The sequence below is a fragment of the Bacillus chungangensis genome (assembly GCF_030812995.1).
Classification (GTDB): domain Bacteria; phylum Bacillota; class Bacilli; order Bacillales; family Bacillaceae_C; genus Bacillus_CF; species Bacillus_CF chungangensis.
Genome location: NZ_JAUSTT010000001.1, coordinates 162,488 through 185,126, shown reverse-complemented (window position 1 = coordinate 185,126; position 22,639 = coordinate 162,488). Strand labels below are relative to the sequence as shown.

Annotated in this window: 16 protein-coding genes and 1 other annotated feature; of the genes, 14 read left to right on the top strand and 2 right to left on the bottom strand. The window is 38.3% G+C overall.

All coding sequences use genetic code 11. The features are described 5' to 3' along the window. Window positions 1–472 precede the first annotated feature (472 nt). Both lon and yihA read left to right on the top strand, forming a co-directional pair. A complete protein-coding gene (lon, locus tag J2S08_RS00880) occupies window positions 473–2,797 on the top strand; it encodes an endopeptidase La (RefSeq protein ID WP_307225737.1) in 2,325 nt (774 codons plus the stop codon). Beyond that, on the top strand, window positions 2,794–3,375 hold the full coding sequence (gene yihA, locus J2S08_RS00875) for a ribosome biogenesis GTP-binding protein YihA/YsxC (RefSeq protein ID WP_307225735.1): 582 nt from the start codon (window positions 2,794–2,796) through the stop codon (window positions 3,373–3,375). The genes lon and yihA overlap by 4 nt, the downstream gene beginning before the upstream one ends. A 220-nt stretch (window positions 3,376–3,595) precedes the next feature. On the opposite strand, the gene J2S08_RS00870 is transcribed toward yihA, so the two are convergent. After that, on the bottom strand, window positions 3,596–4,081 hold the full coding sequence (locus J2S08_RS00870; protein WP_307225733.1) for a LiaI-LiaF-like domain-containing protein: 486 nt from the start codon (window positions 4,079–4,081) through the stop codon (window positions 3,596–3,598). Window positions 4,082–4,463: 382 nt separating this feature from the next. On the opposite strand from J2S08_RS00870, the gene hemA reads away from it, so the two are divergent. From hemA to ysxE, 9 genes are all read left to right on the top strand, one after another. Further along, window positions 4,464–5,810, top strand: coding sequence for a glutamyl-tRNA reductase (hemA, locus tag J2S08_RS00865; protein ID WP_307225731.1), 1,347 nt, complete (start codon window positions 4,464–4,466; stop codon window positions 5,808–5,810). Window positions 5,811–5,826: 16 nt separating this feature from the next. Then, complete coding sequence (gene ccsA / locus J2S08_RS00860) at window positions 5,827–6,660, top strand: cytochrome c biogenesis protein CcsA (RefSeq protein ID WP_307225729.1); 834 nt, start codon at window positions 5,827–5,829, stop codon at window positions 6,658–6,660. A gap of 72 nt (window positions 6,661–6,732) precedes the next feature. Beyond that, a complete protein-coding gene (gene hemC, locus J2S08_RS00855; RefSeq protein WP_307225727.1) occupies window positions 6,733–7,662 on the top strand; it encodes a hydroxymethylbilane synthase in 930 nt (309 codons plus the stop codon). 3 nt (window positions 7,663–7,665) lie between these two features. Further along, entirely contained in the window at window positions 7,666–8,454 is a 789-nt protein-coding gene (locus J2S08_RS00850; protein WP_307225725.1) for a uroporphyrinogen-III synthase, read from the top strand. Between the two features lie 11 nt (window positions 8,455–8,465). Beyond that, on the top strand, window positions 8,466–9,443 hold the full coding sequence (gene hemB / locus J2S08_RS00845) for a porphobilinogen synthase (protein ID WP_307225723.1): 978 nt from the start codon (window positions 8,466–8,468) through the stop codon (window positions 9,441–9,443). A gap of 72 nt (window positions 9,444–9,515) precedes the next feature. After that, window positions 9,516–10,805, top strand: a complete 1,290-nt coding sequence (gene hemL / locus J2S08_RS00840; protein ID WP_307225720.1) for a glutamate-1-semialdehyde 2,1-aminomutase — start codon at window positions 9,516–9,518, stop codon at window positions 10,803–10,805. A gap of 546 nt (window positions 10,806–11,351) precedes the next feature. After that, window positions 11,352–13,454: a methyl-accepting chemotaxis protein gene (locus J2S08_RS00835; RefSeq protein WP_307225718.1), complete on the top strand. Its 2,103-nt coding sequence runs from the start codon at window positions 11,352–11,354 to the stop codon at window positions 13,452–13,454. A gap of 248 nt (window positions 13,455–13,702) precedes the next feature. Next, window positions 13,703–14,938, top strand: a complete 1,236-nt coding sequence (spoVID, locus tag J2S08_RS00830; protein ID WP_307225716.1) for a stage VI sporulation protein D — start codon at window positions 13,703–13,705, stop codon at window positions 14,936–14,938. A 215-nt stretch (window positions 14,939–15,153) separates the two neighbouring features. Continuing rightward, the gene (gene ysxE / locus J2S08_RS00825) at window positions 15,154–16,182 is read left to right on the top strand and encodes a spore coat protein YsxE (RefSeq protein ID WP_307225714.1); all 1,029 of its coding nucleotides are present in this window, start codon (window positions 15,154–15,156) and stop codon (window positions 16,180–16,182) included. 180 nt (window positions 16,183–16,362) lie between these two features. Here the strand turns inward: ysxE and J2S08_RS00820 are convergent, their stop codons facing one another. After that, a complete protein-coding gene (locus J2S08_RS00820; protein ID WP_307225712.1) occupies window positions 16,363–16,554 on the bottom strand; it encodes a hypothetical protein in 192 nt (63 codons plus the stop codon). 629 nt (window positions 16,555–17,183) lie between these two features. Beyond that, window positions 17,184–17,417: a binding site (T-box leader), on the top strand. A gap of 100 nt (window positions 17,418–17,517) precedes the next feature. On the opposite strand from J2S08_RS00820, the gene J2S08_RS00815 reads away from it, so the two are divergent. The 3 genes from J2S08_RS00815 to J2S08_RS00805 all read left to right on the top strand — a co-directional run bounded on the left by J2S08_RS00815 (window position 17,518) and on the right by J2S08_RS00805 (window position 22,601). Beyond that, window positions 17,518–20,157, top strand: a complete 2,640-nt coding sequence (locus J2S08_RS00815; protein ID WP_307225710.1) for a valine--tRNA ligase — start codon at window positions 17,518–17,520, stop codon at window positions 20,155–20,157. Window positions 20,158–20,357: 200 nt separating this feature from the next. Further along, window positions 20,358–21,671: a bifunctional folylpolyglutamate synthase/dihydrofolate synthase gene (locus J2S08_RS00810; protein WP_307225708.1), complete on the top strand. Its 1,314-nt coding sequence runs from the start codon at window positions 20,358–20,360 to the stop codon at window positions 21,669–21,671. Window positions 21,672–22,295: 624 nt separating this feature from the next. Further along, window positions 22,296–22,601, top strand: a complete 306-nt coding sequence (locus tag J2S08_RS00805; protein ID WP_307225707.1) for a diguanylate cyclase domain-containing protein — start codon at window positions 22,296–22,298, stop codon at window positions 22,599–22,601. The last annotated feature ends 38 nt before the right edge of the window (window positions 22,602–22,639 follow it).

Here is a 22,639-nt window from a genome sequence, read left to right as displayed (position 1 = left end):
TGATACATTCTAAAAGTAAAGCGAAAATAGGAAGAACAGAAAAAAATAGCATCGGAATGCTGCGATAATAGACACGTTTTTATAAATGGGTTAGAATTGTACAAAGATAAGGAATCCTTATCATTTACCCGTTCAGGCAATCTCAATCTGCATAGAAGATTATAGGGCATAGGTCACAAGTATTTTTTGTGAAGTGTTGTGATAATGAGGGGAATTGCTCCTTTCACTTGATAGAGGTTATACGTTACCCACATTTAGCCAAACGATAAAATCAGCACTGCATGAAGATTTTTTGGGGAATGTCTGCTGCTTATAAACAATTTAGGAATGAGGGAAATCTAGGTAGGGGATAACGGAAGCGAAATGTCCGATTAGTGTGGGAAAAGAGATTCTCTGGATGGAGGGAAAGCCCTCCTTCCGATAAAAGTGTTACTTAATTTTACTTACGAGGTTGTACTGGGAGGTGCACGATATGTCACAGAATAATGAGCCAGTTGTTCCTCTTTTGCCTTTAAGAGGAATGCTTGTTTATCCAACGATGGTGCTTCATTTAGATGTAGGAAGAAAGGCGTCTGTTGAAGCGTTGGAACAAGCGATGATGGGTGATAATTTAATTCTTTTGGCTACACAAAAGGATGTTTCCATAGATGATCCTGATGAAAGTGATATTTACAAAATGGGAACTTTTACAAAGGTCAAACAAATGCTCAAGCTTCCAAACGGCACAATACGTGTCTTAGTGGAAGGCTTAAAGCGCGCTGAAATTGTTAAATTTATTCAAGAAGATCATCATTATAATGTAAAACTGAAAATCTTTAAAGATGACAACAATGTTGATACAGAAATGGAAGCGTTGATGAGAACAATGCTCGATTATTTTGAGCAATACATAAAACTGTCCAATAAAATTTCTGCTGAAGCTTTTGCAACAGTAGCAGATATAGAAGAACCTGGAAGGATGGCAGATGTGATCATTTCTCACTTGCCATTAAAGCTTCAGGATAAGCAAGAAATACTTGAAACTGTGCATATTAAAACAAGAATGATTCGTGTGATTGAAATGATTCACAACGAAAAAGAAGTATTAAGCTTAGAAAAGAAAATTGGCCAGCGTGTAAAGAAATCGATGGAAAGAACACAAAAAGAGTACTATTTGCGAGAGCAAATGAAAGCTATCCAAAAAGAACTTGGTGATAAAGAAGGAAAAACCGGTGAAATTGCTGAGCTGACAGAAAAAATTGAAAAAGCGGAGATGCCGGAACACGTAAAAAAAGCAGCGCTTAAAGAACTGGATCGCTATGAAAAAGTTCCATCCGCTTCTGCGGAAAGTGCTGTGATTCGAAACTATTTAGATTGGCTGACTTCGCTGCCTTGGACGAAGGCAACAAAGGATGACCTAAATATTGAAAAAGCAGAGAAAATTTTAAATCGCGATCACTATGGACTTGAAAAAGTGAAAGAGCGTGTGCTTGAATATTTGGCTGTACAACATTTGACGAATTCACTAAAAGGCCCTATCCTTTGCCTCGCAGGTCCTCCAGGCGTTGGAAAAACGAGTCTTGCACGCTCAATCGCAGAATCTTTAGGCCGAAAATTTGTCCGTATTTCCTTAGGGGGAGTTCGAGATGAATCAGAAATTCGGGGGCATCGCAGAACATATGTAGGAGCAATGCCAGGAAGAATTATTCAAGGCATGAAAAAAGCGACTACTATTAATCCGGTATTTTTGCTAGATGAAGTAGATAAAATGTCGAGCGACTTTCGAGGCGATCCTTCTTCTGCTATGTTAGAAGTACTAGATCCAGAGCAAAACAATACGTTTAGCGACCATTATATTGAAGAGACGTATGATTTATCTAAAGTTATGTTTATTGCGACAGCAAATAATTTAGCAACAATCCCAGGGCCGCTTCGTGATCGGATGGAAATTATCACGATTGCAGGATATACGGAATTGGAAAAAATCAAAATTGCAAAAGATCACTTATTGGAAAAACAATTAAAAAATCATGGTTTAACAAAACGACAATTGCAAATTAGAGATCAGACTTTTCAAAAAATAGTTCGTTATTATACAAGAGAAGCCGGTGTAAGGGAATTGGAAAGACAAATTGCTACCCTTTGCCGAAAAACAGCTAAAATTATGGTCGCAGGTGAAAAGAAACGGGTCATCATGACTGAAAAGAATCTTGCCGATTTTCTGGGCAAACCTAAATATCGTTATGGACAAGCGGAAATGGAGAACCAGGTTGGTGTAGCAACTGGGCTTGCTTATACAACAGTTGGAGGAGACACGCTTCAAATTGAAGTTTCGCTTTCACCTGGAAAAGGCAAGCTTGTGTTAACTGGAAAACTAGGTGACGTAATGAAAGAATCAGCTCAAGCAGCCTTTAGTTTTGTACGCTCAAAAGCAGAAGAGCTAAAGCTGGATAAAAATTTTCATGAAAAAGTAGACATCCACGTACATGTGCCGGAAGGGGCGGTTCCTAAGGATGGACCTTCAGCTGGGATTACAATGGCAACTGCTTTAGTTTCTGCACTAACTAATCGACCGATTAGGAAAGAAGTTGGCATGACAGGTGAAATCACCTTGAGAGGACGAGTACTTCCGATCGGCGGCTTAAAAGAAAAAACGCTGAGTGCCCATCGAGCTGGCTTAACAACAATTATTATGCCAAAAGAGAATGAAAAGGATATTGACGATATTCCTGAAAGTGTGAGGGAAGAACTAGAGTTTATTCCTGTCACCCATATGGATGAAGTGTTAAAGACTGCCTTATTGGAGGAGCAAGCATGAAAGTAAATGAAGTAGAAATGGTGATTAGTGCGGTGAAACCGGATCAATACCCGGAAGATGGCCTTCCAGAGTTTGCCTTGGCAGGGCGTTCCAATGTGGGGAAATCTTCTTTTATTAACAAAATGCTAAATCGTAAAAGCATTGCCCGTACTTCCTCCAAGCCAGGAAAAACTCAGACTTTAAACTTTTATAAGATCGAAAATGAGCTCTATTTCGTAGATGTTCCAGGTTATGGATTTGCAAAGGTTTCAAAGCGGGAACGAATGAAATGGGGAGAAATGATCGAAACGTACTTAACCGAACGGCAAGATTTAAAGGCGGCGTTGTTGATCGTCGATTTACGTCATCCGCCTACTAATGATGACGTGATAATGTACCAGTTTTTGAAGCATTATGAAACGCCTTGCATTGTCATTGCTACGAAAGCAGATAAAGTTTCAAAGGGAAAAAGGCAGCAGCATTTGCGTATCGTCAAGGAAACATTGCAAATCCTACCTACAGATGAAGCAATTATTTTCTCATCAGAGACTGGAGAAGGAAAAGACGCGGCATGGACGGCAATTGAAAGCAAAATATAGCTTTAGACATTTATCCCACATCTAACTGGCAGTAAGCCCCCCCACCTTAAGAGTAAGAGGAATCAGAAGCGCTAGGTGGGGGATAACTGAAAGTCAAATGTCCGATTGGTTCAACTAACCATGAGTGGGGGATGAAAGAAACCCTCACTCATGGAAGTTTCACTTTATAGTAAAAGGCTGATGCCGCTATTGGCTTCAGCCTCTTTTTCAATGAACATCCTTACTTTTTTCTAGCGATAAACAAATAAAGACCGATCAAAATAAAAAGGAGCGGCCAAAGATTTAAGGTTGATAGTGCATTCAGTTCAAGTAAACCTAACCACTCGATTATGTTGTCATAAAATAAGAGTAGAGTGGACAATACTAAGAATAAGAAACCTTGCAGCAGGCCAGCGCCGGTTTTTTGATAGCGCAGGAGAAATCCGAGTCCAATGATTAGAAGAAAAATTCCGATATGATCTGGCCAGATATCATATTTTTGAACAACATGAAAATGAAGGCCAAAGCCAAAAAGAATCGTTCCTGGTAAGATCGCCTCATGATCTTTTGCGAGATAGCCTTGAGCTAAAAAAGCCAAGCCAATAATCATGAACAATGTCGGCCAATGATATAGCTCCCTTAGCCAAGCAAATGGAAGGTGATCTAAATAAAAGTAAAGACCAAAGCCAATTAGAATGATACTGGAGAAAAGTGATTTTTTTTTCATTGTCATCCTCGCTTCCAGCCGATTAACTTGATTCTGCTTTCCATTTTTGATACGGTACAAAAGGAAGCAATTGCTGTATGCATTTATCCCACATCTAACTGGCAGTAAGCTCCCCACCTCGGAGAGTAAGAGGAATCGAAGAAGTATAGGTGGGGGATAACTGCCAGTAAATGTCCGATTGGTTCAACTAACTATGAGTGGGGGATAAGAAAAAACCCTCACTCATAGAAGTTTCACTTTATTCTCAATAAATATTAACATGATTCGTTCTATTTTATCACAGTACTGGTCATCTTTTCATTTTCTGTTCACATTTTAACAAAAATTTAAAAAAGAGAAATGGTATAATAGTAGTAGTAATTTATTTTGGGGGTGTCATGGCATGCATACGATCGTTGTAGGATTAAATTATCAAACAGCCCCTGTAGAAATTCGAGAACGGCTGTCTTTCAGTGAGGCAGACTTAGCTGCCGCCATGCGTGCGCTGCAGCAGAAAAAAAGCATTTTGGAAAATGTGATCGTTTCTACATGTAATCGTACAGAAGTGTATGCGGTTGTCGATCAACTTCACACTGGGCGTTATTATATAAAAGCTTTTCTTGCTGAGTGGTTTCAGCTGGATCAAGCTGAGTTTACACCGTACTTATTTATTTATGAACAAGAAGGGGCTGTGGAGCACCTATTTAAGGTTGTTTGTGGACTAAATTCGATGGTCGTGGGGGAAACACAGATACTAGGGCAAGTACGCCGCAGCTTTCTTTTCGCCCAAGAATCGGGTGCAACAGGAACAGTCTTTCATCAATTGTTTAAACAGGCTTTAACATTAGCTAAAAAAGCACACTCAGAAACAGACATAGGGGCAAATGCTGTTTCAGTAAGCTACGCAGCAGTAGAATTAGCGAAAAAAGTGTTCGGAAATATACACAATAAACATGTATTGATTGTGGGCGCGGGGAAAATGGGAGAGCTTGCAATTGAAAATCTTCACGGAAGCGGCGCAACAAAAATAACTGTCATTAACCGCACTTTTGAAAAGGCGCAAACGCTAGCAAATCGTTTTGAAGGGCACGCAAAGCATTTGCAAGAACTACAGTGCGCTTTATTAGAAGCAGATATTCTCATTAGTTCAACTGGTTCTAAATCTTATGTAGTGACAAAGGAAATGATGATGGATGTCGAAAGGATGCGCAAAGGCCGTCCTTTATTTATGGTAGATATTGCCGTTCCACGTGATTTAGATCCTGCGATTTCAGAATTAGAGAGCGTTTTCTTATATGATATCGATGATCTGGAAGGGATCGTTGCTGAAAATGTTGCCGAACGAAAAAAAGCTGCTGAAAAAATCTTGTTAATGATTGAAAAAGAACTGGTTGCTTTCAACGAATGGATTCATATGCTTGGGGTTGTTCCAATTATTTCTGCTTTAAGAGAAAAAGCTCTTGGCATTCAAGCAGAAACAATGAAGAGTATTGAACGTAAAATTCCCGGCTTAACAGAGCGGGAACGAAAAGTATTAAGCAAGCATACAAAAAGCATTATTAATCAAATGCTAAAGAATCCGATTTTACAAGCGAAAGAATTAGCTGGCCAACCAGATGCTGCTGAAAAACTAGATTTGTTCAAGCAAATCTTTGATATTGATCAACCGGCACATCAGCACCTACAAGAACATCAAATCAATGAAAAGAGAGCTTATGTAACTGCAGCGAGCGCATCTTTCCAATCATGAATGAGGATGGATGGATATGTTTGATTTATTGATGACAAGGCTGCATGAGCTCATGATCGTCCTTTATTCAATTAGTATTTTACTTTACTTCATTGATTTTTGGCATCAAAATCAGAAGGCTAATCGCTCTGCCTTCTGGCTTCTTGCGATTGTTTGGATTTTACAAACAATCTTTTTATTTCTTTATATGGTTCGCACTGGAAGATTTCCTGTACTGACCCTTTTTGAAGGGTTATATTTTTATGCCTGGGTTTTAATTAGTTTTTCGCTTATTGTCAATAGAGTTCTTAAAATAGATTTTATTGTATTTTTTATCAATATGCTCGGTTTTATCTTTATGGCCATCCACACCTTCGCACCAACGCAAATGCCAACCGTTGCCATGGCCGAGAAACTAGTGTCTGAACTTCTCCTCATTCATATTATGATGGCACTTTTATCTTATGCAGCGTTTTCATTCTCATTTGTTTTTTCTTGTTTATACTTGCTGCAATACCATTTACTGAAGGAAAAAAAGTGGGGCCCGCGGTTGTGGCGCTTAAGCGATTTAGAAAAGCTCGGGAAAATGTCTTACGTATTAAATGCAATTGGGGTGCCGATGCTATTATTAAGTTTAATCTTGGGATTGCAGTGGGCACTTATTAAACTTTCAAACTTCTATTGGTACGATCCTAAAATTACCGGGTCTTTTATACTGTTAATTGTTTATAATATCTTTCTTTACTTTTATACTAGAAAAAAAATATTTGGAAAATCATTGGCTATATTTAATATCGCTGCTTTTTTACTCTTACTCGTTAACTTCTTCTTTATTAGTCAAGTATCTTTGTTTCATTTTTGGTATCGATGAAGAGGAATATAAGATAGAGCGTAATCAGCAAGAGGCGTGTGATGGATGCAATATTGCAGGGGAGGTTTCACGATGAGAAAAATCACGATCGGTTCAAGAAGAAGCAAATTAGCGCTTACTCAAACAAATTGGGTAAAGGATCAGTTAGAGAAATTAGGTGTTCCTTTTTCATTCGAAGTAGAAGAAATGGTAACAAAGGGAGACCGGATTTTAGATGTTACGCTTTCCAAAGTCGGAGGAAAGGGCTTGTTCGTAAAAGAAATTGAGCAGGCGATGCTCGATAAAAAAATTGATATGGCAGTGCATAGTATGAAAGATATGCCAGCAGTTTTGCCTCCAGGATTAGCTATTGGCTGTATTCCTAAACGAGAAGATTATCGTGATGTCCTTATTTCAAAGGAACATAGAAAATTAAGTGAACTGCCGAAAGGGGCGGTTATTGGTACGAGCAGTTTACGGAGAGCTGCTCAATTGTTGGCGATGAGACCGGATATTAACATTAAATGGATTCGCGGCAATATTGATACGAGACTTGCGAAGCTAAAGGCGGAGGACTATGATGCTATTATTTTAGCGGCAGCTGGGCTTGCTCGGATGGGCTGGAGCAAAGAGGTGGCAACTGAATACTTAGAGCCGGACATATGCTTGCCAGCAGTAGGTCAAGGAGCGTTGGCTATAGAATGCCGAGCTGATGACGATGAATTATTAGAACAATTGCATAAACTTACATGCCCTGATACAGCATTGGCAGTGCAAGCTGAACGTGCTTTTTTACATAAAATGGATGGCGGCTGTCAAGTTCCAATTGCTGGGTTTGCTACGGTTGCAGCAGATAGAAAAATTAGCTTGACTGCGCTCGTTGCTTCCCCTGATGGCAATACAATTTACAAAGAAACAATTTGTGGAAAAGATGCTCAACAAGTCGGAGAAGCTGCTGCAGAATCATTGATCCAGCTTGGGGGAAAAGCATTGATTGAGCAGGTGAAAGAGGAGCTCGAATAAAATATGAAACAGATATTACCGCTTAGTGGAAAGCATGTGTTAATTACAAGAGGTGGGGAAAGAGGCAGCCAAGTTGCTGATAAAATTCAACACTATGGCGGCAGTGCTGTAATCGTACCATTGATAGATTTTAACTTGCATGTTGACAAACAAGAGGAGCAATTTATCAAACAGCTTAATGAATACGACTGGATTATTTTTACTAGTAAAAATGGGGTTCGCTTTTTTTTCGAACGCCTTCAAGCCCTTTCCATCCCTTTTCCGCATTCTTGCAGTGACCGGCGTTTTGCAGTCGTAGGCGAAAAAACGAAAGAAGCATTAGAAGCATATCTTGTCTCATCAGCGTTTATGCCTACTTTTTATACTGCTCGTGACTTTACAAAAGAATTTTTCCACTTGCATAAAGCGAAAAAACCATTAGTAGTAAAAGGCAACTTAGCTAGTGCTACTATTGCAAACAGCTTCCAAGAACGGAATATAACTGTTGATGAATGGATTATTTATGAAACATTTTTTCCTGAGCCTAGCAAACTAAAGCTAGCGTCTTTGTTGAGAGAGAAAAAGCTAGACATCATTACATTTACAAGTCCTTCTACCTTTCATCATTTTCTGCAAGTAGTAGAGGAATATCACTTAATGAAAGAGGCATTAAAACCGAAAGTTGTCTGCATTGGGCCAGTAACAAAAGCTGCGATTGAAAGTCATGGATTTGTTGTGGCAGCATCTCCGGCCACTTATACAATGGAAGCAATGGTGGACGAATTAGCAGCGAATTTTACCGATAACGAATAAGGAGGAGAAAAATGAAAGAGCTACAATTTAAACGTCATCGTCGTCTACGTCAATCCTCATCTATGCGGGCGCTTGTGAGAGAAACACATCTTCATGTCGAAGATTTCATCTATCCATTATTTATAGCAGAAGGAGAAAATAAAAGGAATGAAGTAGTCTCGATGCCAGGTGTACAGCAAATTTCACTAGATCAATTACATGCCGAAATGGCTGAGATTGTTTCATTAGGGATTAAATCCGTGATACTCTTCGGAGTTCCTGATGTGAAAGATGCGGAAGGAAGCGGTGCTTTTCATGATCATGGCTTGATTCAAGCAGCAACAAAAATCATAAAAAAGCATTATCCAGATATCATTGTGATTGCAGATACTTGCTTATGTGAGTATACAGATCATGGACATTGTGGTGTCATTCAAGATGGTGAAGTATTAAATGATCCATCACTTACTCTTTTAGTAAAGACAGCTGTCAGTCAGGCAAAAGCAGGAGCAGACATCATTGCACCTTCAAATATGATGGATGGGTTTGTTACTGCAATCAGACAAGGTTTAGATGAAAATGGTTTTCAACATGTGCCAATTATGTCATATGCTGTCAAATATGCATCAGCGTTTTATGGCCCGTTCCGTGAAGCTGCCAATAGTGCACCGCAGTTTGGGGATCGAAAAACATATCAGATGGATTATGCCAATAGGATGGAAGCATTGCGTGAAGCTGATTCAGATGTAGAAGAAGGGGCAGATTTTATTATTGTCAAACCGGCTTTATCCTATTTAGACATTGTTCGTGATGTAAAGAATAACGTTAATTTACCAGTTGTTGCGTACAATGTCAGCGGTGAGTATTCAATGGTGAAAGCTGCTGCTCAAAATGGCTGGATTGACGAAAAAGCTTTAGTCTTAGAAATGTTAACAAGTATGAAGAGAGCTGGAGCCGATCTCATTATCACTTATTTTGCTAAAGATGCAGCTCGATATATAACAAAATAAGGCATGGCAGCATTGCATGATGTGGATGGAAGATGATATTTACATTTGATCAAAATTGGAGGCGGAAAAATCATGCGTTCCTATGAAAATTCAAAAAAAGCTTTTCAAGAAGCAGTAACGCTTATGCCAGGCGGTGTAAATAGTCCTGTGCGAGCTTTTAAATCTGTTGATATGAATCCAATTTTTATGGATAAAGGAAACGGGTCTAAAATATACGATATCGATGGCAATGAATATATTGATTATGTGCTTTCTTGGGGACCGCTTATTTTAGGGCATGCAAATGAAAAAGTCGTAGCAAGCATCCAAGAAGTAGCAGCGCGGGGAACAAGCTTTGGAGCACCGACGTTAGTAGAGAATAAACTTGCTGAACTTGTGAAAGAGCGAGTGCCTTCGATAGACATCATTCGGATGGTATCGTCGGGAACGGAAGCGACGATGAGCGCATTGCGTCTTGCCCGCGGCTATACAGGCCGAAATAAGATCTTGAAATTTGAAGGCTGCTACCATGGGCATGGCGATTCCTTGCTTATTAAAGCTGGTTCGGGCGTTGCCACACTAGGTTTGCCGGACAGTCCGGGTGTTCCTGAAGGTGTAGCGAAAAATACAATTACTGTACCTTACAATGATTTAGAACAGGTTCGCTATGCATTTGAACAATTTGGCGATGATATTGCTGGTGTTATTGTCGAACCTGTTGCCGGCAATATGGGAGTAGTTCCTCCATTGCCTGGATTTTTACAAGGCTTGCGAGATGTAACAACACAATATGGAGCTTTATTAATCTTTGATGAGGTGATGACTGGTTTTCGCGTTGATTACCAATGTGCCCAAGGTTATTTTGGTATAACGCCAGATATCACCTGTTTAGGAAAAGTAATCGGAGGCGGTTTGCCAGTTGGTGCTTATGGTGGAAAAGCCGAGATCATGGAACATGTTGCACCGAGTGGATCGATTTATCAAGCAGGTACGCTCTCTGGCAATCCGTTAGCTATGACAGCTGGTTATGAAACATTAAAACAATTAACGCCTGAAACATATCAAACATTTATGAAGAAAGCAGATCAATTAGAAGCAGGCTTGCGAAATGCTGCTGAAAAATATCATATTCCTCATACAGTGAATCGTGCGGGATCAATGATCGGGATTTTCTTTACTAACGAGCAAGTTGTGAACTATGAAACAGCAAAATCATCTGATTTGCAGCTATTTGCTGCTTATTATCGAGAAATGGCTAATAATGGCGTATTCTTGCCGCCATCTCAATTTGAAGGCTTGTTCTTATCGACATCCCATACAAATGATGATATTGAAAAAACGATACTAGCAGCGGAAAAAGCATTTGCTACAATATCTCAATAAGCGAACAAAAAAGAACTGGAAGTGTCCTTTTGTGACACATCCGGTTCTTTTTTGTGAGAAAGGATAAAAATAAGTGGATATAGGTTAAATGTTTTATAAAATGAATTGAGGGAAATGACGATAAAGACCCACATTAACTGGTTAAAAAACAATAATTACCATAATCATAGACAAAAGAAACGATTAAATGTGACAAATTTTCGACATTTTATATTTTGTCAGAAATTTATGTAAAGAAAAACATTTTATCATAGGATAAATATACTATAATTTTCATGAATCCTAATTTTTTCCCATGGTAGAATAGATTGTATACGCTTTATCACAAAAAATATACTCATGTGAAAAATATTTTACATCTCTGCCCTACTCTACCCGATTTCCCTTTTGTTTGTATATGAGATTTTTCATAAATAAAGCAACTTCATTTTGCTTATCTCCCAATGTGCCCATCCACGATCGACGAGTTCATGCTTTGGATGCATGCAACGAAAATATTAGAATTGAATACGTTTACTTAAAAAAGCTTGAGAAAGGAAAGAAGTAATGAAACTATTTAATCCGATTATACAGCTGATGAATCGTCTTAAGTACGGACAAAAATTTGCATTGATTGGAGGTCTTATTGCGATTTATTTGGCATATTTAGTCACCACCACGATCTCAGACAGCAACAGTAATTTAAAAAGAATAGACATGCGCCAGCAAGGAATGACTTATAACTTACTCTTAAATGATTTATTAAAAGATATTCAAATGCACCGCTCTCTTATGCTGCAGATAGGAAAGGGCGAAGAGGGCCTGCAGAATGAATTAAATGCTGTGAATGACGACATAAATGAAAAAATAGAAAAAATCACGAACTTTGATAAAAAGGCCAAGCAACTGGATGCTACTGAAAATTGGGAACGCTTAAAGGAACGATGGGAAAACATATCATCATCTGTGTATGAACAAAACTATGGAGAGATCATGGTAGAGGTATACAATGCCTATATTAACGATATTATTAATTTTATGAATAAAGTGGGAGATAATTCTGATCTATTCTTAAATGATAATAAAGTTGGAAATTATTTGGTGGAAAACGTTGTCGTTACGATGCCATCTCTTTCAGAAAAATTAGGACAAATGAGTGTTATCGGCCAGAACATTACCAATCGGGAAAAAATTTATAATCAAGAGCGTGATCAGCTTATTAAACTTATTAGTGATTCGCAAAAAAGTTTAAATGATATGAAGTATAGCTTAGAGGTTATTGCCGAAGAAGATCCATATTTTGAAAAGGTGCTTGAAGAATTTAATACCATTTCGAGTGATATTGTTCAATACTTTTTTTATATTTCAGTTAACTTAATTGATGGTTCAACGATTGTAATCAATACCGATGATTTTTTAAAGTATAGTAGTTCAACAATTGAAAACGCTTTTTTAATGTATGAAACGCTTTCTAATGAATTAGAGAAAACAATGAATAATAAGGTAAAAGATCTACAAACAGTACGAATGATATTATATGTATCTACCGCACTCGTTATTATTTTTATAGTTTATTTATGTACTGGGTTTTATTTATCGATAAAACATGTTGTCAATCAATTGAAGAAAATTACAAAAGATATCGCAGGAGGCGATTTAACGACAAATATATCATTTCATACGAGGGATGAAATGAAAGACGTTGAAAATGCTTTTAATGATATGATGAAAGGACTTCGCAATCTTGTACATAAAATCTCGACAAATGCCAAAGAAGCTGCTGCTGCCAGTGAAGAACTAAATACGAATGCTGAGCAAACCTCTGTTTCAGCAGAGCAAGTTGCAAGAGCGGTGCAGCAAGTTGCGAGTGGAGCAGAAAATCAAACAAATAGTATTAATGAAAGTGTCCATTCATTGGAAGAAACCGCTTTAGGAATTCAAAGAATTGCTGAGAACAGTAATGCAGTTTCAGACCTTGCCCAACATACAAGAAAGCAAGCAGAGGATGGAGAGACTACCGTTTCTCAAACATTGGAACAAATGGATTCCATTAATGAGGCGGTGGAACAATCGAATGCATCGATTAAGGAACTGCATGAGCACTCTTTACATATCGGGAGCATTTCGGATGCTATATTAGGAATTGCCGATCAAACCAATTTATTAGCACTTAACGCAGCCATTGAAGCGGCTCGGGCTGGAGAGCATGGGAAAGGGTTTGCAGTCGTTGCCAATGAAGTTCGTAAACTAGCAGAACAAACACAACAGTCAACGAAGCAAATTGGAGAAATTATTGCGAAGATTCAACAAGGTACACAAAGATCGGTTGATGGTATGGCAACTGTAACTGAAAATGTGGCAAGTGGATTTGAAATGACAAAAGAAACAGCAGTAAAATTTGCAGAAATTTTAAGAGGAATGAAGGATATTACTCCTCAAATTGAAGAAATATCCGCGACTGTTCAAGAAATATCTGCTGGAACACAGCAAGTAGTAGCAACAGTCTCTGAGGTAGCCAATATTTCAAGTGAAAATGCAGCGGCTTCTGAGGAGGTAGCTGCATCTTCTGAACAGCAGCTGGCTGCTATGGAGGAAATTTCATCTTCTTCTCGCAACCTATCAAAAATGTCAGAAGAATTACAAGCTGTCATTAAAGCGTTTCGTGTTTGATTTTCAGGTTTTGTTTTATTAGTAAGCTTTCACTTAAGCAGGCAGTTCTTTTTATCATTTCCTTCTTCATGAATGTTCACCTTGTCGGGATTAAACTGGAAATACCTATGAACAAAAAAGAGGTACGCCAAATGATGGCGCCCTCTTTTTTGTTATAGAAAGAATTTGAAAAAAACAACATATTCTATTTTAACCTATCATAAGCTTTCAATGACATAGTCATTTTGGATCGAAAGGAGGAATAGTCCTTGTCTGAAACTCGACATACGTCTTTGCGCTTTCCTTTAGAGGAATCGATTTGGTTTGAAAGCGGACAGGAAGTCGAAGAGTTAATCTCTATATCATTAGATCCAAATATAACCATCCATGAAGAAGATCAGCTTGTAATAATTCGGGGGGACTTGGAGCTTTCTGGAGAATATCAACCTAATGAGAAAGAAGAGGATCAACTTGAATTTGACGAAACAGGGAGAAAGTATGTACAGAGAGTTGACATACATGAACATGGAACAGCTGAATTCAGCCATTGTTTTCCCCTTGATATAACTGTTCCTCGAAATCGCTTAAAACATGTGGATGATGTTGATGTGTATGTAGAATCATTCGATTATATTCTACCTGAAAGGTCGTGTTTAAAATTAACTGCTGAGCTGATCATGACAGGAATTTATGAGCCAGCAGATGAAAAACCGGAAGAGCAGCAGCAACGAGAATCGCCTCAAGAGAATATTCAAGAGACAAGAGAAAAAGAGGAGGAAGAAACGAAGGAAAAAGAGAAAGAGGAGGAAACAGAGGAAACCCGATTAGAAATACCAGATAAAGAAGAAATGGTTGTTCCAGAAAAATCCGCAATATCAGAAGAACCTTCAGAAGACCTTGAAACGAATAAATTATTTTCCGAAAACCTACGAGAGAAAGCAGAACCAGAACCAGAAGAAGAGGAACTTATTGAAAGTTTTACAGTAGAAGTTAGAAGAACGGCTAAAAGTGAAGAAGAGGAAGAGACCGAGCAAGTAAACAGCAGTACAGAGTTAATCGATAGCGATATCCAAGAAGAGCGGTTTAAAAATTTTTTAAAAATGCCTTTTCAACATAAAGCTGAATCCTCCAGTAGTGTTCTAGAAAAAGAAACAGTTGAATCATCTTCGTCTCTCATAATAGAAGAAAGCAGTTCACACGAAAAAATAAAGGAAAAAAAACATAAAGATACACATATAGTAGAAAAAGAAAAGAAAAAGAAAAAAGATGGAATTTCACTAGCGGAATTTTTTGCTCGGAAAGAACCAGATGAAGCAGCAAGTATGAAAGTATGTATCATTCAAAAAGGAGAGACGCTTGACTTCATTGCTGAGAAATATGATGTCCATGTTCAGCAAATTTTAAGAGTGAACAGGATGGAGACAGTTAGTGATTTGTCAGAAGGACAAGTAATTTATATTCCACAAAAAAGGCATCATATTAAAAATTTTAAAGGATCAATATGATTTCCCTAAAATAATTGGTTTGTATCGCCAAGGGGTCGATCAATATGACGACCTCTTCTCGTGATTTTTTGTCCCATATCAACAATCTTGAAGAGAGAAATGGGCAAGTTATTTCTCATCTCTAATTTCTTTGTTGGCCTATAGAACTCAAGGTTGTTTTATATAGGTGAGAGGATCGATAATAGAGTTTTACTTTTTTGGAAGCAGGTGGTGAAATGGAAAAAAACCTGTCCATCATACAAAAAATAGCAAGCTATTATGGGATACGAGTCCATTATATGGAACAGTTTGGGAAAGTAACGAAATTATATTCAGATGTAGGAAATTTCGCTTTAAAGAAAATACATGCTCAAAATGGAATCGATTTTGTTCAAAATATGAAAATGATCTATCAACAAGGCTATAATCGCATTGTACCTATTTATCCAACACTTGATGGCAGATTTTCTGTTTTGGAAGGAAATGCCCTATTTTATTTAACGCCTTGGCTTGCCAATGAGGGACAAGAGAATGGCTTAAAAAAGCATCAACATTTTTTTCGAGAACTATCTAGACTTCATACCATTTCAGTAAAAGAAATAGAAATTGAAAAGGAAGAGCGAAAAGAACATTATGAAGAAACAACTTCACAATGGGAGCAAGATCAAGCATTTTTGGACGAATTCTTAGAGGAATGCGAAAAAGAATGGTACATGTCTCCATTTCAGCTGCTCTTTTGCACGTATTACCACGACATAAAACTAGCATTACAATTTGCTCAAAAAAAGTTTGATAAGTGGTTTGAAGACTCTAAAGAGTTGGCGAAAGCCCGGACAGTGATGATTCATGGGAAAACATCTATTGATCACTTTATTTATGATGAACAAGGATATGGATATTTTACAAATTTAGAGCGAGCGCGCCGTTCCTCTCCAATCCATGACCTGCTTCCATTTATAGCTAAAAGTCTAGACACTTACCCAAAACACGCTGATGAATTATTAGATGGTATGCAGTTATATTTACGATATTTTCCTTTCAATGCGGATGAAATGTTATTATTTACAAGTTATTTAGCATATCCAATCGTCATCACACAAACAGTTAGAAAATATTTTTATCAACAGCCGAAACGAAATGAATTGAAAGATAGTAAAGCATTGCAAAGAAATTATTGGCAGTTAAAAAACACCGAATATATGATCATGAGATTAACAGAATACGAGCAAACAAAAAATAATGCACAGGATGAGTCCTCGTTATAGCCGATATTTGTAAAATACGTAAACATCATAGCAGGAGAAACAATTATAATCGTTTTATTACAGAACAAACGAAATCTTTTACAACTCAAAGTTGTAGGTGGGACAGCATCAATTTCTAGCATATAACTTCTTCAATTTGCTGGAATGAGATTGTATTTTTCCAGAATAACCAACCATTTATTAAATCCAATCAAAGTAAAATGCGAGCGCAAGTAAAATAAAAATAGCAAGCAGGAGAACATCAAAGGAAGTAGGGAGCAGTATTGTTCTCACAGCTTGAAAGACGACAAAAGGAATAATGAATTGTTTTCCAATATCTTTTGCAGTTCGAATCCATGATTGAAAAGTTTGTTGATTCATTTTTCTTTTCATTGACCGCACCTCCTCCTCTATATATGTATGTATAATGTGGGGAGATGGTGCGATAGCAGCTGCTTTTGTTAAAATCAATAAATTACTCCTCTCTATATACTTCTGTATATCGCATTCTTCATTCTCATCAATAAAACGTTTTGTAGTTAACCTCCTTTCATTAAATTCTTCTGTCATGATAACCTTCAAGTTTATCCAACATTTATCCCACATCTAACTGGCAGTAAGACCCCCACCTCAAGAGTTAAGAGGATTCGAAGAAGTCTAGGTGGGGGATAACTGCCAGTAAATGTCCGATTGGTTCAACTAACCATCAGTGGGGGATGAGAGAAAACCCCCACTGATGGAAGTTTCACTTTATCTGGAAGTATTTCCCCAAGCAAATGTCGAATGTTTAATTACCATTAGGGGGGAGAGGAATAGACTACAGATGGCAGCATCACTTTTATCCTAAAGCAAATCGCTTATTGTTATGATGAAGCGACAATTAGCGGTTTATTTTGCATTTTTTACGAAAAAATCGTTTAAAAAGACAGTAATGATTGACGAAATGGTGTATTTTTGGATACTATATGAGTAAATAAACTGATGCTTCCTTCAGGGAAGTGTAAAAGAAAATATAGGATATTCTTTTAGTAATGATAGGGAATAGTACAATGAGCATCGTTTTAAAGAGAGGAAAATTTACAGCTGAAAAATTTTCTATTCGAGCGTATTGGAAGTCGCCCTTGAACTGCTTTTGTGAACTCAAATGCAAAGTAGCAAAAGCCGGTCCGCACCGTTAAATGCTTCTTGAGAGCCAAAATACGATTGTTTTTTTGGTAAAAAGGTGGTACCGCGAAATCGCTCCTTTCGTCCTTTTGATGGAAGGAGCTTTTTAAGTGGAAAAAATGAATATAAGTAGTCAAAAAGTCTGAGATCCAGAAACAACTCAGATTTTGAGAGATAAAGGAGGAAGTTGAAATGGCAACAGAACATCTGAATATGCCTACTAAATATGATCCAAAAACAGTAGAAAAGGATCGCTATAAATGGTGGTTAGAGAAAAAGTTTTTTGAAGCGAAGCCTGACACAGATAAGGAACCTTACACGATCGTGATTCCACCCCCAAATGTAACGGGCAGACTGCACCTTGGCCATGCTTGGGATACAACACTGCAAGATATGATTACTCGTATGAAAAGAATGCAAGGCTATGATGTTCTTTGGCTGCCTGGAATGGATCATGCGGGAATTGCTACGCAAGCAAAGGTGGAAGAAAAGCTTCGTGCTGAAGGAAAATCACGCTATGATTTAGGGCGAGAAGCCTTTGTCAAGGAAGCATGGAAATGGAAAGAAGAATATGCCGATTTCATTCGCCAGCAGTGGGCAAAGTTAGGACTTGGATTAGACTATACTCGCGAGCGTTTTACGCTAGATGAAGGTCTATCAGCTGCGGTGCAAAAGGTGTTTGTTGATTTATATAATAAAGGCTTGATCTATAGAGGCGAATATATTATTAACTGGGATCCTGCGACGAAAACCGCTCTTTCTGATATCGAAGTGATTTATAAAGATGTTCAAGGTGCATTCTACCACATGCGTTATCCGCTGGCAGACGGATCTGGATCGATTGAAATTGCAACAACACGTCCAGAAACAATGCTTGGGGATACTGCGGTAGCGGTACATCCTAATGATGATCGATACAAACATCTAATTGGGAAAAAAGTCATTCTTCCAATTATCGGGCGAGAAATTGAGATTATTGCCGATGATTATGTAGATATGGAATTTGGTTCAGGTGCAGTTAAAATTACACCTGCTCACGACCCGAATGATTTCGAAATTGGCAATCGCCACAAATTAACGCGTATTTTAGTAATGAATGAAGACGGAACAATGAATGAAAATGCTGGCAAGTATCAAGGAATGGATCGTTTTGCTTGTCGAAAGCAAATTGTAAAAGATCTACAAGCGGCAGGCATTCTGTTCAAAATCGAAGATCATCTTCACTCCGTTGGCCACTCGGAACGAAGCGGGGCTGTAGTCGAACCATATTTGTCTACACAATGGTTTGTAAAAATGCAGCCGCTTGCCGACGAAGCGATTCAGCTTCAGAAACAGGAAGGAAAAGTTCAATTTGTTCCTGAACGCTTTGAAAAAACATATCTCCATTGGATGGAAAATATTCGCGATTGGTGTATTTCTCGTCAGCTTTGGTGGGGACATCGTATTCCAGCTTGGTACCATAAAGAAACAGGTGAGGTATACGTCCATCATGAACCGCCAACCGATATTGAAAATTGGGAACAAGATGAGGATGTACTGGATACTTGGTTCAGCTCTGCATTATGGCCGTTTTCAACGATGGGATGGCCAGAAGAGTCGGAAAGCTTCAAGCGTTATTATCCGACAGACTGCCTCGTGACAGGCTACGATATTATTTTCTTCTGGATTTCACGAATGATTTTTCAAGGTGTTGAATTTACCGGCCAACGTCCTTTTAAAGATGTATTAATTCATGGTCTTATTCGTGCAGAAGATGGCAGGAAAATGAGTAAATCCCTTGGAAATGGCGTTGATCCAATGGATGTGATCGACAAATATGGAGCCGATTCCTTACGCTATTTCTTAGCAACTGGAAGCGCACCTGGCCAAGATTTGCGCTTTAGCATGGAAAAGATTGAGGCGACTTGGAATTTCGCTAATAAAATTTGGAACGCATCTCGCTTCGCTTTAATGAACATGGCCGGGATGGGTTATGATGAAATCGACATGAGCGGCGAAAAATCTGTAGCAGATAAATGGATTCTGACACGCCTAAACGAAACAATCGCTATAGTAACAAAGCTTGCTGATAAATATGAATTTGGAGAAGTTGGCAGAGCCCTTTACAACTTCATTTGGGATGATTTTTGCGACTGGTATATAGAAATGGCAAAACTTCCACTATATGGAGAGAATGAGGAAGCAAAGAAAACGACGCGTTCAGTTTTAGCATATGTACTTGATCAAACGATGCGTTTATTACATCCATTTATGCCATTTTTAACAGAAGAAATTTGGCAAAACCTTCCTCATAATGGAGAATCCATTACTGTTGCACAATGGCCGCAAGTTGATCAATCACTAAGTGATGAGAAAGCTGCAAGCGAGATGAAACTGCTAATGGAAATCATCCGATCTGTTCGTAATATTCGTGCGGAAGTACAGACGCCGCTTAGTAAAAAAATTAAGCTGCTAGTGAAAGCAAAGGATGATGAAACGCTTACAGTCTTGGAGAAAAATAAGTCGTACCTTGAACGTTTTTGCAACCCAGAGGAACTTGTAATGGCTTTAGAAATGCAAATTCCAGACAAAGCAATGACAGCGGTAGTAACAGGTGCGGAATTGATCTTGCCATTAGAAGGGCTAATTAACATTGAGGAAGAGTTGGCTCGTCTCCAAAAAGAATGGGAAAAATGGGAGAAAGAAGTGAAGCGAGTTCAACAAAAGCTTCAAAATGAAAAGTTTGTAAATAATGCTCCAAAAAAGGTAGTCGATGAAGAACGTGCTAAAGAAAAAGATTATCTCGAAAAACGTGCAACAGTGGAAGCAAGAATCAAGGAATTAAAAGGTTAAGTTTAAACTCACACTTATAATGGGAGCATGAGAATTTTACGTTGTTTTAAGAATTATATGTTCCCATTATTGGGTGGCTTCATAAGAGAGAGTGGAATCGGAGAAGCCTTACTATAGAGGCAGAGACTCGAGGCCGATACAATTTTCTGATCAAAATGAGGTGTTTTATCTTGCCATCGCAAAAATAAAGAGGTGAGATGATGGTTAAAAGCTATAATGAAGCGTTAAGCTGGATACATGGCCGACTCAGACTTGGGATCAAGCCAGGATTAAAACGAATGGAATGGCTAATGGCGAAACTCGATCACCCGGAAAAAGCTTTGAAGGCCATTCATGTTGGCGGAACAAATGGCAAAGGTTCGACTGTCACTTATATCCGTTCCATTTTAAATGAGGCTGGATTAACAGTTGGTACATTTACATCTCCATATATTGAGCATTTTAATGAAAGAATCAGTTTGAATGGAATGCCAATCACTAATAAAGAGTTAGTGGAGCTTGTACGGTTAATGGAACCATTAGCAGAAGCATTGGAAAAAACTCCGCTTGGTTCACCGACTGAATTTGAAGTAATCACTGCGATGGCAATTTACTATTTTGCCCGCATTCAACCAGTTGATATAGCTATTTTTGAAGTAGGACTAGGAGGGCGTTTTGATTCTACCAATGTGTTACAGCCAATCATTAGTGTCATAACAACAATTGGAATGGATCATATGCAAATTCTTGGTGAAACGATTGAAGAGATAGCGAATGAAAAAGCAGGCATTATTAAAGAACATGTTCCACTTATTACAGCAGCTAAGCAGAAAACAGTACGGGATATTTTTAAGCGAAAAGCTGCTGAACAACATGCGAAAATCTGGGTTCTTGGAGAGGACTGGCATACGAGAGAGATAGAGTCGTTGGAGGCAGGTGAGCGCTTTTCTCTTTCCTCGAAAGCTGCTGTCTTTGAGGATGTAGAAATTTCTATGTTAGGCCGCCACCAAATCGATAATGCCTCTTTAGCTATTATGGCCATTCAGCTTTTACAGGAACAAGGTTCATATGTAATAAAAGAAGAGCATGTAAGAAAAGGATTAAAACATGCTTTTTGGCCAGGGCGATTGGAGATCATTCGTCAGGAACCTTATGTCATCTTAGATGGTGCTCACAACGAACAAGGTATGAAAGCACTTGTAGAAACAGTTAATAGGCGCTATTCAAAAAAGTCGATCAAAGTAGTCTTTGCTGCGCTTATTGATAAGGATGCGAGTGAAATGCTAGCTTCATTAGAGACCTTCCCCGGCGATTTGTATTTTACGCAGTTTGATTTTCCGCGGGCTGCGAAAGCAGAAGCACTTTTGCAGCTCACTCAAACAAAAACAGCAAAAATAAATGAGAATTGGCAAGACCTGCTTACTGCCTTATATCAAAACCTTGCAAAGAACGAAGTATTGCTTGTGACAGGATCACTTTATTTTATTTCTCAATGCAAGCCATTTTTAAAGAATCTAATTCATCATATCGATTGAAATGGGAGTCAGGTGGACAGTGTGCCGCTTGGCTTCTTCTATATATTGGAGCTCAGTCCGGATTAAAATTGAAAATGCAGCATGTTTGAATGAGGGGGAGAAAAAAATAAAGTGACATGACAAGAACAATTTGGTAATATATGCATAAGACATGACAATGCTATTATTGCTAAAGGGGGAGTAGGTGATGCAAAAACTGCTGCCAGTTTTGCTGATCGGGACTATCCTTTACAATTGTTGTGTTTACTATGTTTTTCACCCGCTTTTCGACAGTATGTGGGATCTTCTCCCTTTTTTTATGTTTGTTTTCATTTGTACTTTTCTCCCCATTTACATCCATGGAACGCCATGTATCTTATTGCATTGGATAACAATTCCCGCATTTCTATCTTATGGACTATTTGTTGAGATGCTCCTTTTTCAGCTGCCAATTCTTTGCTTATTATTATCACGAAAGCTAGATAAGCCCCGTTTATATCACTATTTCATCAATTCCATCATTTTGTTTGCGAATTCATCGTTAGTGGCGGACAAATCCAGTATGAAACCGTTCATTTCTATTTCCGATTTTCCTATATATACTTTTACACTTTGTGACAAAAAATCAAGAACTTGTACATGTAGTTGCTGCTCTTTCTAGTTATAACCCATTGTTCGATAAAAAGCTCTGCATATGCACATCCATTTGCAATTCAACGTGATTTAGCTTCTAAAAGCAGAGAGCTGGATATATATATAACAGTAAGCATTGGTGTAGCAACAGCGCCAATGGATGGGGAAGATAGCATAGCACTTATCCGCCACGCTGATCGCGCATTGTATATTGGTGCGAAGCAAGCAGGGCGAAATCGCGTTGCCCATTACGAGAATGTTTCACAGCTTTTTTCCCACTCAAAATTCATTAGAAGCGCTAAGATTTTTTTGAGGTAAAGATTGGATACGGGGAGTGTCTTTTTCTCACCTTAGAA

What these genes read in the sequence shown, in the direction of transcription:
- J2S08_RS00850 (WP_307225725.1), top strand. Translation starts at nt 7,666, where the DNA reads ATGAAACAGATATTACCGCTTAGTGGAAAGCATGTGTTAATTACAAGA.
- hemC (WP_307225727.1), top strand. Translation starts at nt 6,733, where the DNA reads ATGAGAAAAATCACGATCGGTTCAAGAAGAAGCAAATTAGCGCTTACT.
- J2S08_RS00810 (WP_307225708.1), top strand. Translation starts at nt 20,358, where the DNA reads ATGGTTAAAAGCTATAATGAAGCGTTAAGCTGGATACATGGCCGACTC.
- hemB (WP_307225723.1), top strand. Translation starts at nt 8,466, where the DNA reads ATGAAAGAGCTACAATTTAAACGTCATCGTCGTCTACGTCAATCCTCA.
- ysxE (WP_307225714.1), top strand. Translation starts at nt 15,154, where the DNA reads ATGGAAAAAAACCTGTCCATCATACAAAAAATAGCAAGCTATTATGGG.
- hemA (WP_307225731.1), top strand. Translation starts at nt 4,464, where the DNA reads ATGCATACGATCGTTGTAGGATTAAATTATCAAACAGCCCCTGTAGAA.
- yihA (WP_307225735.1), top strand. Translation starts at nt 2,794, where the DNA reads ATGAAAGTAAATGAAGTAGAAATGGTGATTAGTGCGGTGAAACCGGAT.
- lon (WP_307225737.1), top strand. Translation starts at nt 473, where the DNA reads ATGTCACAGAATAATGAGCCAGTTGTTCCTCTTTTGCCTTTAAGAGGA.
- J2S08_RS00820 (WP_307225712.1), bottom strand. Translation starts at nt 16,554, where the DNA reads ATGAAAAGAAAAATGAATCAACAAACTTTTCAATCATGGATTCGAACT.
- J2S08_RS00835 (WP_307225718.1), top strand. Translation starts at nt 11,352, where the DNA reads ATGAAACTATTTAATCCGATTATACAGCTGATGAATCGTCTTAAGTAC.
- J2S08_RS00870 (WP_307225733.1), bottom strand. Translation starts at nt 4,081, where the DNA reads ATGAAAAAAAAATCACTTTTCTCCAGTATCATTCTAATTGGCTTTGGT.
- hemL (WP_307225720.1), top strand. Translation starts at nt 9,516, where the DNA reads ATGCGTTCCTATGAAAATTCAAAAAAAGCTTTTCAAGAAGCAGTAACG.
- J2S08_RS00815 (WP_307225710.1), top strand. Translation starts at nt 17,518, where the DNA reads ATGGCAACAGAACATCTGAATATGCCTACTAAATATGATCCAAAAACA.
- ccsA (WP_307225729.1), top strand. Translation starts at nt 5,827, where the DNA reads ATGTTTGATTTATTGATGACAAGGCTGCATGAGCTCATGATCGTCCTT.